Annotated in this window: 15 protein-coding genes; 3 read left to right on the top strand and 12 right to left on the bottom strand. The window is 72.6% G+C overall.

What is annotated here, in order from left to right; genetic code table 11:
• Positions 1-54: 54 nt before the first annotated feature.
• The 3 genes from ACFUK0_RS04070 to ACFUK0_RS04080 are packed head-to-tail and all read right to left on the bottom strand — an operon-like array spanning position 55 to position 3206.
• On the bottom strand, positions 55-903 hold the full coding sequence (locus tag ACFUK0_RS04070) for a carbohydrate ABC transporter permease (protein ID WP_380246460.1): 849 nt from the start codon (positions 901-903) through the stop codon (positions 55-57).
• Complete coding sequence (locus ACFUK0_RS04075) at positions 900-1880, bottom strand: carbohydrate ABC transporter permease (RefSeq protein ID WP_380246461.1); 981 nt, start codon at positions 1878-1880, stop codon at positions 900-902. Before ACFUK0_RS04075 ends, ACFUK0_RS04070 begins: the two co-directional genes overlap by 4 nt.
• A 15-nt stretch (positions 1881-1895) precedes the next feature.
• On the bottom strand, positions 1896-3206 hold the full coding sequence (locus ACFUK0_RS04080) for an extracellular solute-binding protein (protein ID WP_380246462.1): 1311 nt from the start codon (positions 3204-3206) through the stop codon (positions 1896-1898).
• Between the two features lie 351 nt (positions 3207-3557).
• Here ACFUK0_RS04080 and ACFUK0_RS04085 point away from each other — a divergent pair, with 351 nt between their 5' ends.
• Positions 3558-4469 (top strand): IclR family transcriptional regulator, encoded by a 912-nt coding sequence (locus tag ACFUK0_RS04085; protein ID WP_380246463.1) that lies wholly within the window; start codon positions 3558-3560, stop codon positions 4467-4469.
• A gap of 44 nt (positions 4470-4513) precedes the next feature.
• Here ACFUK0_RS04085 and ACFUK0_RS04090 read toward each other — a convergent pair whose 3' ends face one another.
• The 6 genes from ACFUK0_RS04090 to ACFUK0_RS04115 form a co-directional block, all read right to left on the bottom strand.
• The gene (locus ACFUK0_RS04090; RefSeq protein WP_380246464.1) at positions 4514-5710 is read right to left on the bottom strand and encodes a cytochrome P450; all 1197 of its coding nucleotides are present in this window, start codon (positions 5708-5710) and stop codon (positions 4514-4516) included.
• A complete protein-coding gene (locus ACFUK0_RS04095) occupies positions 5707-6309 on the bottom strand; it encodes an ATP/GTP-binding protein (protein ID WP_380246465.1) in 603 nt (200 codons plus the stop codon). Before ACFUK0_RS04095 ends, ACFUK0_RS04090 begins: the two co-directional genes overlap by 4 nt.
• The gene (locus ACFUK0_RS04100; protein ID WP_380246466.1) at positions 6287-6643 is read right to left on the bottom strand and encodes a DUF742 domain-containing protein; all 357 of its coding nucleotides are present in this window, start codon (positions 6641-6643) and stop codon (positions 6287-6289) included. Before ACFUK0_RS04100 ends, ACFUK0_RS04095 begins: the two co-directional genes overlap by 23 nt.
• A complete protein-coding gene (locus tag ACFUK0_RS04105; protein ID WP_380246467.1) occupies positions 6640-7068 on the bottom strand; it encodes a roadblock/LC7 domain-containing protein in 429 nt (142 codons plus the stop codon). Before ACFUK0_RS04105 ends, ACFUK0_RS04100 begins: the two co-directional genes overlap by 4 nt.
• Positions 7065-8579 carry an ATP-binding protein gene (locus tag ACFUK0_RS04110; protein ID WP_380246468.1) on the bottom strand — a complete coding sequence of 505 codons (1515 nt, stop codon included), beginning with the start codon at positions 8577-8579 and terminating at the stop codon, positions 7065-7067. Before ACFUK0_RS04110 ends, ACFUK0_RS04105 begins: the two co-directional genes overlap by 4 nt.
• A 127-nt stretch (positions 8580-8706) precedes the next feature.
• Positions 8707-9732: an MBL fold metallo-hydrolase gene (locus tag ACFUK0_RS04115; protein ID WP_380246469.1), complete on the bottom strand. Its 1026-nt coding sequence runs from the start codon at positions 9730-9732 to the stop codon at positions 8707-8709.
• A 143-nt stretch (positions 9733-9875) separates the two neighbouring features.
• On the opposite strand from ACFUK0_RS04115, the gene ligA reads away from it, so the two are divergent.
• Positions 9876-11963: an NAD-dependent DNA ligase LigA gene (ligA, locus tag ACFUK0_RS04120; protein WP_380246562.1), complete on the top strand. Its 2088-nt coding sequence runs from the start codon at positions 9876-9878 to the stop codon at positions 11961-11963.
• 242 nt (positions 11964-12205) lie between these two features.
• Here the strand turns inward: ligA and ACFUK0_RS04125 are convergent, their stop codons facing one another.
• The 3 genes from ACFUK0_RS04125 to ACFUK0_RS04135 form a co-directional block, all read right to left on the bottom strand.
• Positions 12206-13996, bottom strand: coding sequence for an exo-alpha-sialidase (locus tag ACFUK0_RS04125; protein WP_380246470.1), 1791 nt, complete (start codon positions 13994-13996; stop codon positions 12206-12208).
• Positions 13997-14086: 90 nt separating this feature from the next.
• A complete protein-coding gene (locus ACFUK0_RS04130; protein WP_380246471.1) occupies positions 14087-15055 on the bottom strand; it encodes an acetylxylan esterase in 969 nt (322 codons plus the stop codon).
• A 242-nt stretch (positions 15056-15297) separates the two neighbouring features.
• Complete coding sequence (locus ACFUK0_RS04135) at positions 15298-16026, bottom strand: FadR/GntR family transcriptional regulator (RefSeq protein WP_380246472.1); 729 nt, start codon at positions 16024-16026, stop codon at positions 15298-15300.
• Positions 16027-16164: 138 nt separating this feature from the next.
• On the opposite strand from ACFUK0_RS04135, the gene ACFUK0_RS04140 reads away from it, so the two are divergent.
• Positions 16165-17775, top strand: coding sequence for an ABC transporter substrate-binding protein (locus tag ACFUK0_RS04140; protein ID WP_380246473.1), 1611 nt, complete (start codon positions 16165-16167; stop codon positions 17773-17775).
• The last annotated feature ends 62 nt before the right edge of the window (positions 17776-17837 follow it).

Genomic DNA, 17837 nt, shown 5'->3' on the forward strand with positions numbered 1-17837 from the left:
CGACGGCCCCGCCGCCCTGCCCGGCGACGGGGCCCGCGGGGTGCCCGCGGCGGGTCAGTCCTTGACCGCGCCGGCCAGCCCGGAGACCAGCTTGCGCTGGACGGCGACGAAGAAGACCAGCACCGGCACCGTCATCAGCGTCGAGGCCGCCATGATGCCGCCCCAGTCGTTCTCGTCCGGCTTGAAGAAGACCAGCAGGGCCGAGGGGAGGGTCTGGTTCTGGGTGGCGCTGATGATGAAGGTCTTGGCGAAGACGAAGTCGTTCCACGCCGCGATGAAGGAGAACACGCTGGTGGCGGCGAGGCCCGGGGCGACCAGCGGCAGCAGGATCCGCCAGAGGATCCGGGTGCGGCTCGCGCCGTCGATCTGCGCCGCCTCCTCGATGGAGACCGGCACGGCGGCGACGAAGCCGCGCATCATCCAGATGCCGAACGGCAGCGAGAACGCCAGCTGGACCAGGATCAGCGAGGCCAGGGTGTTGAGCCCGATGCCGGGGGCAACCCGGCCGGCGTCCCGGAACATGAAGAACAGCGGGATGGTCAGCGCCTCGACCGGGATCATCTGCGCGATCAGGAACATCACCATGATCGTGGTGCGGAACCGGAACCGGAACCGGGTGACGGCCACCGCCGCGAGGAACACCACCAGGCCGGACAGGACCACCACCGACAGGGCGATGACCGTGCTGTTGAGGAAGTAGCGCCCGAACCCGTCCACGCTCAGGACCTGCCGGAAGCTGTCCAGCGTCGGGTGCGTGGTCCACGGCCTGGGGTGCAGCGACTGCACCTCGCCCTTGGGCTTGAACGCGGACAGCACCATCCAGAAGATCGGGAAGGCGGTGACCACGGCCACCAGGTAGGCGGTGGTGTTCGCGGCGATGCGCCGGCGGCTGCGGGTTTTCACAGTTCGTTCCCCGTACGTCGCAGGGTGCGGATGTAGAGCACCGTCGGGATGACCAGGATCAGCAGCATGATCACGCCGATGGCCGCGCCCAGCCCGTACTCCGAGGAGGCGAACGCCTTCTGGTACGCGTACACGTTCAGCACCAGGTTCTGGCCGGCGATGCCGCCGCCCGTGGTCATCACGTAGATCTGGGTGAAGACCTTGAAGTCCCAGATCACCGACTGGATCACCACGATGGTCAGGATCGGCCGGAGCATCGGCGCGGTGATCCGGCGGAACGTCGACCAGGTGCCGGCGCCGTCCAGCGCGGCGGCCTCCAGGATCTCCTCCGGGATCGCCCGGATGCCCGCGTAGAGCGTCACCATCACGAACGGGAAGGAGTGCCAGACCACGACCGCGCCGACGATCAGGAACGCCGTCCACTTGTCGTAGAACCAGTTGTACTCGTGGAACCCCGACAGGCCCAGCTTCACCAAGGTGTCGTTGACCAGCCCGAGGTTGGTGTCGAACAGGAAGCTCCACACCGTGGACCCGGTCATCGCCGGCGCCGCCCAGGCCGCCATCGAGGCCGTCGTCAGCACCAACCCGGTGACCTTGCCGACCTTGGTGAGCAGGACGGCGAGGGCCGCCCCGACCGCCAGCGTCGACACCACGCAGAAGGCCGCGAAGCCGACCGTCTGGGTCAGCACCGTCCAGAACTGGTCGTCCGACAGGATGGTGGCGTAGTTCTCGAACCCGACGAACCGGGTCGGCACGCCACCGGACGCCTGCGCCTGGCCGAATTGAAGCACCGACAGCAGGCCGAGCTGGTAGATCGGGTAGGCGACCAGCGGGATCAGGATGACGGCGGCCGGCAGGAGCAGCCAGAGCGGGGTGAGCCGGCGCCGTCCGCGCGGCGGCGCGGCCGGGCCGGCGCCCCGGCGGCGCCGGGCGGGGGGAGTCGGCGCCGCCGGGGCAGTCGTGAGGGAAGCGGACACGTACGGGACCTGCTCTCAGTGCGCCTGGAAGGCGGTGTTGATCTGCTGGGCCGCGTCGCCCGAGGCCTTCGCCACGTCGGCCTTGCCGGTGACGACCTGCTGGAGCATCGTCGGGACGACCGCCTGCGCGTCGATCTGGGCCCAGCCCTGGTCCATCGGGACGAAGCGGGTGCCGGCGGCGATCGTGTCGGTGAACGGCTTCAGGAACGGGTCCTTGGCGGCGACGGCGCTGTTGACCGACTTGAGCGTCGGCAGGTTGCCCATCGCGTCGTACATCGCCTGCTGGTTCTCCGGGCTCGCGAGCAGCTCGGCGAACTCGACGGCCAGCGTGCGGTGCTTGGCCGCCTTCATGACGCCGAGGTTGTTGCCGCCGGCGAAGGCGGGGGCGATCGAGCCGGCCTTGCTGCCGGGCAGCGGGACGACCGCGTACTTGCCCTTGGCCGCGCCCGCGTCCACCTTGCCGCGGCTGGAGTTCGGCAGGATCGCCATCGCGGACTTGCCGGCCGCGAACAGGTCGACCGTCTTGCCGCCGGTGAGGTCGGCGCACTGCTGCGCCGGGCAGCCGTCGGCGCCGAACAGGTCGGTGTAGCGCTTGACGCCGGCCTGCGACTCGGCCGAGTCGATCGCGGCGGTGTACTTGTCGCCGGACTTGGTGGCGATGTCGCCGCCCGCGTCCCAGACGAAGGGCAGCGCACCGAAGGTGTACTTGCCGCCGACCGCGATGCCGAAGGTGTCGGGGTGCTGGGCGTGGATCTTCTGGGTGGCGGTCACCAGTTCGTCGTACGAGGTGGGCGCGGTGAGGCCGGCCTCGGTGAACAGGTCGGTGCGGTAGTACAGCGCGCGCACGCCGACCCACCAGGGCAGGCCGTAGGTCTTCCCGTCGAGCACGGCGGTCTTGGCGATCGCCGGGTCCAGGTCGCCCTTGGCGCTCCAGCCGTCCAGCTCGGCGCCGATGTCGGCCAGGCCGCCGGCGGCGACGTAGCCCGGGAGGTCGGTGTTGCCGAACTCGACCAGGTCGGGGGCGCTCGACGGGTCGTTGAAGGCACCCTTCATCTTCGCCGCGCGGGCCGCCGCGTCGGTGTCGATGTAACTCACGTTGACGGTCACACCCTGATGGGCCGCCTGGAACTCGGTGACGGCCTTGGAGACCACCGCCTCCTTCGGCGTGTTGCCGGCCTCGTTGTACAGCCAGACCTGGACGGTGCCGGTCTTCTCGTCGCCGGCCTTGCCCTCGGCGGGCGCGGCGGTGCCGGGCGAGCAGGCCGACAGCGCGATGCAGCCGGCGGTCAGCGCGGCGGCCGTGGCGGACCATCTGATGAGTCGCATGGGTGGAGACCTCCCCGCCCGGCAGGTGCTGCGCCGCATCGGTGACCGTGGGGGCGGACGCGACGAAGCAGGCCCTGACCAGGGCTTATGGTGAAGAGAAGCAAGGGTGCGGCGGAGCCGCCCGGCGTGCCGGGCAGGGGATCCACTCGATGCCGTGACGTTAGGCCGGGGCTCTCCCGGCCAACAAGAGACCGTTGCCGAAGTTTTGCACTGCACAACGCCATGCCGAATAATCGGCATCCTTGACGCCGGGCGGTACGGTCGGATCACACGTCGGGGCCGGCGGGCCGGCGCAGGACGGCTCCCGGCGCAGCGACGGGTACGGCCCGCCGAGCAACCAGGGAGTGCACGATGGCAGCGAAGGTCTCCGACGACGGGCCGGAGCAGAGCACCCCGGCGGACGGTGCGGCCGGGCGCAGGCCCGCCCCCGCCGCGCCGGGAGACCGGAACCAGTCCTCCTCGCTGCGCCGGGCGCTCGCCGTCCTCGGTCACGTCCGCGACCACGCCAACGGCGGCCGCGGCGTCCCGCTCGGCCAGCTCGCCGAGGAACTCGGCCTGAACAAGAGCACGGTGCTGCGCCTCACCGGCCCGCTGCTCGACGAGCACCTGCTCGACCGCGACCGGGAGACCGGCTGGTTCCGGCTCGGCCACGGCGCGCTGCGGCTCGGCCAGGCCTACCTCTCCACCCTCGACCTGCGCAGCGTCGCCGCCGAACACCTGCGCCGGCTCCAGCGCGAGGCCGGCGAGACCGTCCACCTGACGGTCTGGGAGAGCCCCGGCATCGTCTACGTGGACAAGGTCGAGGACGAGACCAACGTCCGGATGGCCTCCCGGGTCGGCAGCCGCGCCCCCGCCTACTGCACCGCCACCGGCAAGGCCATGCTCGCCTGGCTGCCCGACACCGAGGTCGACGCCGTGGTCGACGCCGGGCTGCGGCCGGTCACCAACTGGACCATCGCCGACGGCACCCGGCTGCGGGCCGACCTCGCCCGGATCCGGGCCCGCGGCTACTCCATCGACGACCGCGAGAACGAACCCGAGGTGCGCTGCGTCGCCGCCCCGATCTTCGACCACACCGGCGAGGTCACCGCGGCCCTGTCGGTCTCCGGCCTGATCTCCCGGATGACCGCGGCCCGGGTGCGCAACCTCGGCCCGGTGGTCGCCCAGGTCGGCCTGCGGATCTCCCGCGAGCTCGGCTCCGACCGGCAGCCTGCGGCGGAGGCCACCGGCCGCCGCAAGTCAGCGACGGATCAGGGCAGTTGAATCCTGTTGAATCCTCAGGACGGATCAGGACAGCTCAGGACGGCTCAGGACGCCACCGGCGAGAACCGGACGGGCAGGTGCACCAGCGCCCGGTGGAACGGGCCGGGCCGCCACACCAGCTCCTGCTCCGGCACGGCCAGCTCCAGATCGCCCAGCCTGCTGGTCAGCTGCTCGATCGCCGTGATGGCGATCAGCAGCGCAGGCTGACGCGCCGGGCAGGCGTGCGGACCGGCCGCCCACGCCAGGTGGGCGCTCTCCCCGCTGCGCAGGTGGCTCTCGTCGGCGGCCGGGGCGGCCTGCGAGTTGGCGGCGGCGTACGAGACGAGCACGAGCTGCCCGGCCTCGATCCGGCGCCCGTGGAAGGTCAGGTCGTACCTCGGGTAGTGGGCCGAGAAGTTGGCCAGCGGCGGCTCGTGCCAGAGCACCTCGTCGATGGCCTGGTGGGCCGTCATGGCGCCGCCGAACAGCGAGCCCGCGTAGCGGTCGTCGGTGAGGATCCGCAGCAGCGAGTTGCCGATCAGGTTGGTGGTCGGCTCGTGCCCGGCGCTCATGGTGAGGGTAATCTGCCGCACGACCTCGTCGTTCTCCAGCCCCGCCGGGTGGTGCAGGAACCAGGAGGTCAGGTCGTTGCGGCCGCCGTCGCGCCGGTCGGCGACCATGCCCGCCACCACCGAGACGAAGTCCGCGTAGGCGGCGGCGGCCTTCTCGGTCGACTCCATCATCCCGGACATGCCCGCGACCAGCCGGCTGCTGTGCTCCTCCGGCACGCCGAACCAGGTGTTGAAGACGAACAGCGGGAGCTGGCGGGCGTACTGGGCGATCAGGTCGGCGGTGCCGAGGCCGTCGAAGCGGCGGATCAGCTCGTGCGCGACCTGGGTGACCCGGGCCTGCAGCACGTGCGGCTCGATCAGGGCCAGGCCGTCGGTGACGACCTGCCGGTAGCGGGCGTGCACCTCGCCGTCGCTGAACAGCACGGTCGGCCGCCAGCCCAGCATCGGCAGCACCGGGGAGTCCGGCGGCAGCGTCTGCTGCCAGGCCCGCGGGTCCTTGGAGAAGGTCTCGGCGTCGCGCAGCACGTCCAGGGCCGCCTGGTAGTCCGTCACCAGCAGCGCCTCGACGCCGGGCGCGATCTCGACCGGCGCGACGGCTCCGTGCGCGCGCAACCGCTCGTAGTGCCCGTGCGGGTCGGCGGCGAAGGCCGGCCCGTAGAGGGCGGTCGGACGTGTTTCGGTGTGGGTCACCGCTGCTCCTGGGGCAGGCCGTGCAGGACGTGTTCGGCCAAGGCGATCAGCGCCTCGGCGCTGGTGCGGCGCTCGCGCGCGTCGCAGAGCACCAGCGGGGTGTCGGGGTGCAGGTCGAGGTGCTTGCGCAGCACCTCGGCGGAGTGCGCGGGGGCGTCGGGGAAGCAGTTGACGGCGACCGCGTACGGCAGGCCCTGCTCCTCGACCATGTCCATGATCTCGAACGACTCGGCCAGCCGGCGGGTGTCGGCCAGCACCACCGCCCCGAGGGCGCCGCGGGCGATGTCCTTCCAGAGCGGGAAGAACCGCCGCTGGCCCGGGGTGCCGAACAGGTAGACCACCAACTGGCCCGGCAGGGTGAGGCGGCCGAAGTCGACCGCCACCGTGGTGGTGGTCTTGTCGGGCAGGCCGGCCGTGTCGTCCACCGGTGCGCCGGTCTCCGTCATAACCTCCTCGGTGTGCAGGGTGGGGATCTCGGAGAGGGTGCGGATGAGGGTGGTCTTGCCGACACCGAACGGGCCGGCGATCACCACCTTCATCAGCGTCTGGTCGGGGTCGGGGAGGTAGCCGATCCGGCTACCTGAGGGTGCGGAGTCCATCGAGGAGCCTCTCGACGAGTGAGCGGTCGATCTGCTGGGCACGGGGAATCGGGCTGCGGGCCTGCAGGCCGCCCGCGTCCACCAGATCGGCCGCGAGGAAGTTGGTGGCGCTGACCGGCAGGCGCAGGTGGGCGGCGGCCTCCACGACGGTCAGCGCGCCGGGCCGTAACAGCTCCCACAGCCGCCGGTGCTCCGCCTCCAGGCCCTGCGGCGGCTCCTGGCTGGCGGAGTGCAGCACGGTGAGGCGGTCGTAGGCGGCCCGGCTGGGCCGGCTGCGGCCGCCGGTGGCCAGGTAGGCGGGCACCATCCGCCGGCGCGGGGGCACCGCGCTCATGTCCGGACGGCGGCGTCCGGCTGCCTGGCCGGGCTCGCCAGCGCCCTGGACAGCGCCGCGACCTGGACCTGCATCTGGTAGGCCACGTTGCCCAGTTGGGCCTCCGGCGAGGCGAAGACGGCCAGCGAGGTGTTCTGTCCGGCCGGCACCACGATCGCGAAGCCCAGCTCCGACTCCACCACGGTCTGGGCCAGCTTCGGCGTCTCGTCGTCGGTGAAGGCGGTGGTGAACGCGCGGGCGGCGGCGTGCACGGTGGCCGTCATGGCGGCGACCCGCTCGGCCGCCTCCCGGCTGAGGTCCTGCGAGGCGCCCTCGACGAGGCCGTCGCCGGTGGCGATGACCGCGTGCAGGACCCCGGGCAGCTCCAGGAGAGGGGTCAGCACCCATGAGATCTCGTCGGTGACGGAGGGGCGGGCGGTGCTCACTGGTCGGCTCCTTCGGGGTTCTTCGGGGTGGGGCTGTGCGGGTCCGGTGCGGCGTCGGACGGCTCGGCGCCGTCCAGTGCGGCGGCGGCGAGCCGCCCGGAACCGGTGCCGTCCTGGAGCGCCTGCCAACGGGCGGAGGCCTCCTCGGGGGTACGGGCGGCGAGCGGCTGCGACGCGCTCTCGGTCCGCTGCTGCGGCACCGCGCGGCGCCGGCGACGGCTCGGCAGGCCGTCCTCGTCCGGCTCCGCCGGGAGTTCGGGAGCCTGCGGGAGCGCCGGAGCGGGCTCGGCGGCGCGCACCGGCGCCGCGGCGGGCTCGCGGACCGGCAGCGGGGTCAGCACGGAGAGCTGCTGCTCCTCGTCCACGACGGTGAGCAGCGCGCCGGGGATCCGAACGATGGTGCGCATGCCCCCGTACGGGGACGGCTCGATGTGGCAGGTGAAGCCGTACTGCCGGGCCAGCTTGCCGATCACGGCGAAGCCCGCCTTGGGCGGGTTGCCCAGCTCGGTGAGCAGCACCTCGGACGGGCCGGAGAGCAGCCGCCGGGCGCGCCGGAGCTGGTCGTCCTCCATGCCGATGCCGCTGTCGTCGATGACGACCAGCGCGCCGCGGCCGCCCTGCTGGACGGTCACCGGGACCTCGGTCTCGGGGTGCGAGTACGCGGTGGCGTTGGCGAGCAGCTCGGCGATGGTGACCGCGATCGGCTCGGCGGCGCGGGCGACCACGGCCAGCCGGGAGTCCCGCAGGTGGTTCGCCACCTTGATGCGCGCGTAGCCGGGCACCCGGGAGAGCGCGCCGAGGACGACCTCGGCCAGCGGCGAGTCGGTGCGCGCGAGGCCGGGCCAGGCCTCGCAGAGCACGGCGATGGTCTGGATCCGGCGCAGCGCGACCTCGTTGCGGAAGTCGAGCTCCAGCAGCCGGGGGTCGTCGTTGTCGTGCTGCAACTGCTGGACCAGGCTCTGGATCTGGTACAGCAGGGTCTGGATCTTCGAGGTGGCGCCGCGCATGGTGGCGCGGGCCGCGCCGTCCACCCGCTCGCGTTCGCCGGTGACGGCGGCGGCGCAGGCGTACAGCACGGACTGCAGGGCGAGTTCGGCCTTGTCGCCGGCGAAGGCGGCGTCCTTGGGGCCGGGCACCGGCGCGGTGGGGTGGGTCAGCGCGAGGGCGGTCGCGGGCACGCGTTCGTCGGCGAGGTGGCTGATCTCGGCGAGCAGGGCACGCGCCCTGGCCTCGGCCTCCTGGACGCGCTCCTCACTGCGGGTGAGCCGGGCCTCGGCGTTGCGGTGGCGCTCCTCGCTGCGGGCCAGCCGGTTCTCCGCGTTGAAGTTGCGCTCCTCGCTCTGGGCGAGCCGGGCCTCGGCCGCCTGGGCGCGCAACTCGGCGCGGGCCAGGGCCTCCTCGGCGTCCTGGGCCCGGTTGCCGGCACGCCGGCGGGCACGTGCCAGGACACCGGTTGCCGCTACCGCGGCGGCACTGATGGCCGCCGGTGCGAGCAGCTCGATCTGCGTCATCGAAGTCCTCGGTCGAATGGGGGATGCGGCCGGCGCCGCGCGGGTGGGGCGCGGCGGGACCGGTGCTGACTGAACCGGGGTGGTGGCGGGCCTACCGCTGGGGGGAGGGTGGGCGGCAGGCGGCTGCTCAGGCCGGGAGAGGCTCGCCCCCGCCTGCCCGGGTCCGCCGACCGGGGATCATACTCTGTTCCAACTCCCAGGCGACAGAGGCCACCTGGGACATCACTTCGAGCACTCCGGCCTGCTCGGTGCCGTCCAGGTGGCGGTACTCCGAACCGATGGTGATCACCAGCCGCTCCGGCAGGCCGAGCTCCGGGTGGCGCCGTTCGGCGATCACCCGCCGGGCGGCCTCCAGTGCCGGTACGCCGGCGGCGTGCAGGGCGTGCGCCCGCTGCCGGACGTGTTCGAGGTGGGCGATGTGGGCCCGGACGCCGCCCCGGTCCAGCACCGGGCCGTGGCCGGGTATGACGATCTCCGCGCCGGTCTCCAGCACCCGGGCGCAGGCGTCGATGACGTTCTGCAGCGGGCCGGCCCAGTGCACCGGGTGGTCGCCGGGGAAGGCGGCGGTCGAGGAGAAGATGACGTCGCCGGAGAAGACCGCCTTCTGCCGGGGCAGATGGACGATCAGATCGCCCCCGGTGTGGGCCGGCGGCAGGCCGATCACGTGCACGGGGTGGTCACCCACGCGCAGTTCCAGCTCGCCCTGGAACATCAGGGTCGGCTGCACCGGCTCGGTGTCCGACCAGTCGAAGAGGCCGAAGTGGCGTGCCAGGTACCAGCCCAGCGGGGACGCCGGGTCGCTGCCGGCCACGAGCGCGTGCTGCTGCTTCGGGGTCGGCTCGTAGTGGATGTGCTCCAGCGCCTCCCGGGTGGAGATCACCTCGGCGTCCGGCAGCACGCCGGCGCCCCACAGGTGGTCGCCGTTGGCGTGGGTGACGATCACCCGGTCGACCGACACGCCGTCACCCAGCCGCTTGCGGCTCTCGGTGAGGAACTCCCCCGCCAGTGAAGGGTCGTAGGGGGTGTCGATCCAGGCCGCGGTGCGCGGCGAGGCGAGCAGGCCGCAGTTGGCCAGCCCCCAGCCCCGCTTGGGGGGAAGCCATACGTACAGGTCTTCAGCAATCGTGCTCATGTTCGCACGCGCGATCGTCATGGACGCGATTATGCCGACATTGGATCAAGCATGGGGGTGGAACCCCGGCGTTCGTCGGCGATTTCCGCGCACCCGGACCGGCCCGAAACGGTGCATACCGGCCCGAACCAGCGGCCCGGCCGTTGTCAGTGGCCACCGACATGATGAGCCGTATGACCTCCACCGCGCCCATCGCCGTCCTCGCCGACCACGACGCCTACGCCCGTGCCGTCGACACCGCCGTCGCCGCCGCCTCGGCCTACTACGCGGGCACCGAGACACCGCTGGACGACGCCGCGTACGACGCGCTGGCCAGGGGCATCGAGGCGTACGAGGCCGCCCACCCGGCCGCGGTGCTGCCGCACAGCCCGAGCGGCAAGGTGGCGGGCGGGGCCGCGAGCGGCGACGTCGCGCACAGCGCGCCGATGCTCAGCCTGGCCAACGTCTTCTCCGCCGACGAGCTCACCGCCTGGGCCGCCGGGCTGGAGCGCCGGATCGGCCGGCCGGTGGCGGGCTGGCACGTCAGCCCCAAGCTGGACGGGCTCGCGGTGGCCGCCCGCTACCGCGAGGGGCGGCTCGTCCAACTGGTCACCCGCGGCGACGGCACCTCGGGCGAGGACGTCTCGCACGCCATCGGGACGATCACCGGTCTGCCCGAGCGGCTGAGCAGCGCGGAGACGGTCGAGGTCCGCGGCGAGGTGCTGATGACGCACGCCCAGTTCGAGCAGGCCAACACCACCCGGATCGCGCACGGCGGCGCCGCCTTCGCCAACGCCCGCAACGCGGCGGCGGGCAGTCTGCGCGCCCGCGACCGGGCCTACACCGTCGAGATGACGTACTTCGGGTACGACGCCCTCCCGCTGGAGGGCAGCGGCGAGCGCCTGCGCGACGCGGCCGGCCGGGGCCACGGCGCCCTGATGGCCCTGCTCACCGAGCTCGGCGTGCAGACCACCGACGCCACGCCCGTCCCCGGCCGGTCGGCGGCCGGCCCGGAGGAGGTGCAGGCCCTGGTCGCCGGGATCGCCGCGCTCCGGGCCGGGCTGCCGTTCGGCATCGACGGCGTCGTGGTCCGCGCCGACAGCGCGGCGGACCGCGCGAGCGCCGGCGAGGGTTCGCGCGCGCCGCGCTGGGCGGTCGCCTACAAGCTGCCCGCCACCGAGAAGATCACCCGGCTGCTCGGCGTCGAGTGGGCGGTCGGGCGCACCGGCGTCATCGCCCCGCGGGCCGTGCTGGAGCCCGTCCTCATCGACGGCTCGACCATCACCTACGCGACGCTCCACAACCCCACCGACATCACCCGTCGCGACCTGCGGATCGGCGACCACGTCCTGGTCCACAAGGCGGGCGACATCATCCCCCGGGTGGAGGCCCCGGTGCTCGGCCTGCGCACCGGCGAGGAGCAGCCGGTGGCCTTCCCCGCCGAGTGCCCGGAGTGCGGCTCCGCGATCGACACCACCGAGCTGCGCTGGCGCTGCGTCCGGGGCCGCGACTGCCGGCTGGTCGCCTCGCTAGCCTACGCGGCCGGCCGCGACCAGCTCGACATCGAGGGGCTCGGCGGCAGCCGGGTGGTCCAGCTGGTGGAGGCCGGCCTGGTGACCGACCTCGCCGACGTCTTCGCCCTGACCACGGAGCAGCTGCTCACCCTGGAGCGGATGGGCGACACCAGCAGCGCCAACCTGCTCGCGGCGATCGCCGACGCGAAGTCCCGCCCGCTGTCGCGGGTGTTCTGCGCCCTGGGCGTGCGGGGCACCGGCCGGTCCATGTCGCGGCGCATCGCGCGGGCCTTCGCCACGATGGACGCCGTCCGGGCCGCCGACGTGGAGGCGCTCCAGCAGGTCGAGGGCATCGGCGCCGAGAAGGCCGCCCAGGTGGTCACCGAGCTGGCCGAACTCGCTCCGCTGATCGACCGCCTGGCGGCGGCCGGCGTCAACATGACCGAGCCGGGCGTGGCCCTCGCGGCCGACGCCGTCGCCGCGGGTGAAGGGCCGGACGGGACCGCGCTGCCGCTGGCCGGGATGACCGTGGTCGTCACCGGCGCGATGAGCGGGCCGCTGGAGGCACTCAGCCGGGGTGAGATGAACGCCCTGATCGAGCGGGCCGGGGGCCGGGCCTCCTCCAGCGTCTCCGCGCGGACGAAGCTGCTGGTCGCGGGCGAGCGGGCCGGCTCGAAGCGGGAGAAGGCCGAGCAGCTCGGCGTCCGGGTGATCGACCCGCAGGAGTTCGCCGGGCTGCTGGGCGAACTGGTGGGCTGAGGCGGGGTGCTGTCACCCGTCCGCAGCCGGCAGAGAGCCGGAAAGGAACCGGCAGGAGCCGGAAAAGATTGGAGCGCCGGGCCCGATTCGAACGGACTCTTCCTACTGAAAGTAGGACGTGCTCCACCAGCACCACCGACGCATTGCCTGGAGATCACTCTCTCGGCTGGTGAGAACATTACCAGCTCACCGGGGGTGCTCCGGCCCGCCCCGGCCACGGCGCGGGCGGGCCGGAGCGTCCGTCAGGCGCCCTCCACCCAGGCGAGGGTGAAGCCGGTGTAGACGATCCCTCCGGTGGCGCCGATCTCGTAGAGGTTCCCGACGCCGCCGCCGGCCAGGACGGCCATGCTGGAGTAGCCGGACTGACCCGCCTTCAGCAGGACTTCGTGCGGCCAGCTCGCGCCGTCGTCCCGGCTGACCCGGACGGTCAGGTCCGGCCGGGTGGAGCTCGTCGAGGCCGAGTTGCTGTGCACGGCGACGCCGGTGAGCAGCGGGTGACCCGCCGCGTCCACGTCGGCCGGGCGCAGGTAGGAGATCTCGTCGGCGTTGCACCCCGGGTCGATCAGACCGGTGTTGACGGCCGGGCCGTAGGGGGCGGTGACGTCGGCTGCGGTGGCGTACCAGCGGTTGCCGCCGCTGTTCGAGCGGAGGTTCTGCACCACGGTGCCGTTGCTCCGCTGGACGGTCTTGTGCTCGTTGAAGCCGGTGGCGGCGGCGGTGCCGACGTGCCAGCCGGCGCCGTGGTCGTCGGAGTAGATGGTGGCGGAGTGGTCCCCGGCCGCGTCGTGGTAGACGATCGGCTGCACCAGCCGGCCGCTCGCGAGCTGCACGCCGTGGCCGGAGGAGGCGAACATGCCGGCCCAGGCCGCGTTGCGGATCTGCGGGTTGAGGTCGACGGCGGCGCTCCAGGTGGCGCCGTCGTCGGTGGAGGTGACGTACCGGACGTGGGTGTTGGTGGTCGCGGTCGCCGAGGTGTCCCCGGCCGTGGAGCCGTAGTAGCCGACGCCGGGTTTCGGCGCGTAGGTGAAGAAGCAGTAGACGGTGTTGGTGGTGCGGTCGACCAGCAGGCTGGAGTCGCCGTAGCCCTCGGTGGTGGTCGGCGGGTGCGCGATGACGGCGGGCGCGGTGAAGGTCGCGCCGCCGTCGGTGCTGCGCTCCATCACGACCTGGATGTTGTTGGAGGCTCCGCCGAGGTCGGCCGCGCTGTCGACCCGGGCGTCGGCGGTGGCGATCACCGTGCCGGTGTTGGTGACGGCGAGCGCGGGGATGCGGACGGACTTCGCCGTGCCGGTGTAGCTCTCGTACGTGGTGCCGTCCGCGCTCAGCCGGTTGAGGCCGCTGATCGGCGTGCCGGTGGTGAGCAGCGTCTGCGCGTTCATCCCGGGCGTGCCGGGCGCCGTCCCGCAGGTGGCGGTGCCGCTCTCGGTGCGGGACCAGCCGCCGGGCGTGCTGGTCACGAACGTGTACGGGGCGCCGTTCGGGACCGTCCAGTACAGGCTGTCGTCGCCGCTGCCGGCGGCGAGGGTCCGGGACCAGGGCGAGCCGGTCTTGCCGGGCCAGGCGACCGTGAAGGTCTGGGCGGTGCTGCTGCGGTTGTCGAGGGTGACGCGCAGCCGGTGGGTGGCGGGCAGTGAGCCGTCGGCGTTGCGCGGGCAGTCCAGGCTGACCGTGCTGTGCAGGGCGGCGGTGCAGTCCAGGGTGCCGCTGACGGTGTTGTCGTAGCCCTCCGGGGTGGTGGTGCGGAAGGTGTAGGCGGTGCCGCTCGGCTTGCTGAAGAAGAAGTGGCCGGTGGCACCGGGGGCGACGGCGGTCGTCCAGGTGCCGGCGCCGGGCCAGCTGAGGGTGAAGGTGGTCGCGGTGGCGGTGTTGTTGACCACCGTCTCCTGGAGCCGGCCGGAGGTGCAGTCCTGGCTGACGACGGCGGACTGGCCGCCGGTGAGGGCGGCGGCGTGGCCGGCTGCCGGGGTGGCCGCGAGGCTGCCCAGGGCGAGGGCGAAGGCCCCGATGGCCGATCCGGTGCTGAGACGTGCCAAAGCTCGATCACTCCCTTGTGACGGTGTGGGGGGAAACAGGGGGGTGTGGCGGGTACGGGTACCGCTGGTGGTGCTCGGCCGGCCGTGGGGTCAGCCGATGGTGGTGCGCAGCCAGGCGAGCTGTTGCAGCTGCTGGTGCTCGGCGCCGCCCTCGTGGTCGTTGAACTCGTAGACCCGGAGCTCCTTCGCGCCGCCGTAGCCGTGGTAGGCGGCGAAGCAGGTCGAGGGCGGGCAGATCCGGTCCATCAGGGCGATGGAGAACAGGGACGGCGCGGTGGCGCGGGTGGCCAGCAGCGCGGCGTCGAAGTAGGAGAGGGTGCGGAAGACCTGCTCGGTGCTGCCCCGGTGCAGCCGCAGGTACTCGGAGACCTCGGTGTACGGGGGGAGCGCGGCGGTCTCCACGCCGCGCCGGATGTCGCAGAGGAACGGGACGTCGGGCATCACCCCGGCCAGGCCGGGCACGAGACCGGCGACGGCGAGGCTGAGGCCGCCGCCCTGGCTGATGCCGGTGACGACGACCCTGGCCGGGTCGATCGCGGGGTGGGAGCGGGCGGCGGCCACGAAGCGGACGGCGTCGGTGATGATCCGGCGGTAGTAGTAGGTGTCGGGGCTCTCGATGCCCCGGGTCAGGAAGCCGGGGACGCTGCCGGGCCGGTACTCGGCGGGGTCGGGGGTGGCGCCGAGGGCGGTGCTCCAGCCCTGGGCCCGGGAGTCCATGATCAGGTGGGCGTAGCCGGCCGAGGACCAGAACAGGCTCTGGTGGGGCAGGCCCCGGCCCCGGCCGTACCCGAGGTACTCGACGACGCAGCCGAGCGGGCCGGTCGCGCCGGCGGGCAGGTGGAGCCAGCCCCGGACGGGCTGCCCGTCGAAGCCGGTGGCCGTCACGTCGTAGCTGTCGATCTGGGTGAGGCCGGTGTCGACGGGCTCGAAGCGGGTGGGGGCGGCGGCGGCCTCGGCGGCGGCAAGGGTGCGGCCCCAGAACGCGTCGAGGTCGGCGGGGGCGGGGAGCTCCGGACGGTATGCGAGGCACTCGGCGAGGGACAGGTCGGTCAACGGCACGGCGAAGCTCCCGGGACTGGCTGGACATGGGTCCGCAGTCGCGCAGACACATGACATCAGACATCTGATCTGCCGGTGACCCTAGGGAGCGGCTGCCGGGTGCGTCAAGAGCCACGACGGGCCCGCTCGCCCGCCGGCCGCCCGCCCGGGGCGCCCCGGGGCCCCGGGACGCGCGACGGCCGCCGGAGCAGGGCTCCGGCGGCCGTCGGTGGTGCGTCTGCGCACCAGGGGTGCTTCGCTGGTCAGCCGCCCGCCGCGGTGCGGGCGCGGGCGGCGGCGATCCGCCGGCGCACCGGCGCGTAGTGGGCCCGGACCGCCAGGTCGAAGGCGGCCGGGTCCACCGCCCGGACGGCGCGGACCATGTTCCGGTGTGCCTCGATCGTGTCGATCTCGTCCCTGACCGTGATCAGGTTGAGGTGCGGGGCAACGATTGCGTAAACATCCCAGCAGGCCGACGACAGCTGCCGGGCCAGCTCGTTGCCCACCGGCTCGACCAGCAGGGAGTGGAACAGCCGGTCGCACTCGACGATGTCCTGACCTGCGCCGATCCGCTCCCCCATCTCGTCCACCAGGGCGTCCAGGCGGTCGAGGTGGTCCGCGTCGAGACCGCCGATGATGCGCTCGGCCATGCCGCGCTCGAACAGTTCGCGGACGTCGACGAGGTCGGACAGCACCGCGAAGTCGCCCTCCGGGCTCAGCAGTCCACGGAACGTCAGACCCTCCACCAGGGCGGACAGGCTCAGCCGCCCGACGTACGTGCCGTGCCCGTGCCGCACCTCGACGATGTCGAGCGCGTGCAGGGTCTTGACCGCCTCGCGCACGCTGGAGCGGCTCGCGCCCAGTGCGGCGCACAGCTCGTTCTCCGTCGGGAGCAGGTCACCGGGCCGCAACTTGTTGTCGAGGATGTAGTGCTTGATCTGCTCCGCGACCGTCGGCCGGCGCATCGACCGCACCCCACCGGAATCCGGCATATTCGGATTCGCCACCTCTTGACCCCTCTCCCTGGTCCAGCTAGGTTCACACCTTATCAAGTACATCGGACATCAGACATCCGATGTCAGCGACTTTCGCCACCCTCCCCCACACTCTCCGCCCCCGAGGAGCGCCCCGTGTTGGATCGGCTTCATGACGAAGTGGGTCGCCGCAACTTCCTCCGCCTGGTCGGCGCGGTCTCCGCCGCGGCCGCCATCGCCGGAACGGTGTCCGCCTGCGGCGGACCGTCGTCCACCAGCGGCGCCGACAGCAGCGCCGGGACGTCCGGCGCCGTCAACGTGAACGGCACGATCGAGGCCGGCATCTCGTACAGCCTCTCCAGCGGCTTCGACCCGATGACGGCCTCCGGCGCCACCCCCGTCGCCGCGAACCTGCACGTCTTCGAGTCCCTGGTCGACCTCGACCCGGTGACCCGCGCCGCCTACCCCGCGCTGGCCACCGAGCTGCCGAAGAAGATCGACGACACCACGTACCGGGCGACCCTGCGCCAGGGGGCCACCTTCCACGACGGCTCCCCGGTCACCGCCGAGGACGTGGTGTTCAGCTTCACCCGGATCCTGGACCCGGCCAACGCCTCGCTGATGGTGCAGTTCCTGCCGTTCCTCGCGGGCGTCACGGCGGTGGACGCGAGCACGGTCGAGTTCAGGCTGAAGTACGCCTTCCCGCTGTTCCCCACCCGCATCTCGGTCGCGCGGATCGTGCCCAAGAAGATCGTCGAGGCCGACCCGAAGGGCTTCGACGCCAAGCCGGTCGGCTCCGGGCCGTACCAGCTGATCGAGGCCACCCGCCAGGACAAGATCGTCTTCAAGCGCTGGGACTCCTACAACGGACCCCGCCCCGCCAAGGCCGCCGCGATGAACTGGCGGCTCACCTCCGACTCCACCGCGCGGGTCAGCGCCCTGGTCTCCGGCCGGGTCGCCGCCATCGAGGACGTCCCCTACGTCGACGTCTCCGGGGTCAAGGGCAAGGCCACCGTCGAGTCGGTGCAGTCCTTCGGCAACCTCTTCCTGATGTTCAACTGCTCGGCGAAGCCGTTCGACGACAAGCGGGTGCGGCAGGCGCTGCACTACGCGCTGGACATGGACAAGATCATCGCCACCGCGATGTTCGGCAACGGCACCGCCGCCTCCGGCTACCTCCAGCCGACCCACCCGGACTACCACAAGGCGTCCACCGTCTACTCCCACGACCCGGAGAAGGCGAAGGCGCTGCTGGCGGCGGCCGGCGTCAGCGGCCTGTCGCTGACCCTGATGACCACCAACACCGGCTGGGTCACCGACATCGCGCCGATCATCAAGGAGAGCTGGGACGCCGTCGGCCTGAGGACGACGCTGGACGTCGGCGACTCCTCCGGCCAGTACAAGAAGATCGACGCCGGCGAGTTCCAGGTGATGGCCGCCCCCGGCGACCCGTCCGTGTTCGGCAACGACGTCGACCTGCTGATGCGCTGGTTCTACGTCGGCACCTGGCCCACCAAGCGCTTCCGCTGGGCCGGCTCGGCCCAGGACACCCAGCTCACCGGGCTGCTGGACCAGGCCGCGCAGTCCTCCGACAAGGACACCCAGAGCAAGCTCTGGCAGCAGGCCATGGACCTGGTCGCCGACGAGGTCCCGCTGTACCCGGTGCTGCACCGCAAGCTGCCGACCGCCTGGAACCCGAAGGGGCTGGCGGGCTTCAAGCCGCTGCCGACGACCGGGCTCTCGTTCCTGGACGTCAGCGCCACCTGACCGGGGCGCGGCCGTCCCCCCGCACGGCGACGGCCGCCCCCGCCTCCCCCGCACAATCAAGG

Source organism: Kitasatospora sp. NPDC057223 (genome assembly GCF_042669755.1).
Taxonomy (GTDB): Bacteria; Actinomycetota; Actinomycetes; order Streptomycetales; family Streptomycetaceae; genus Kitasatospora.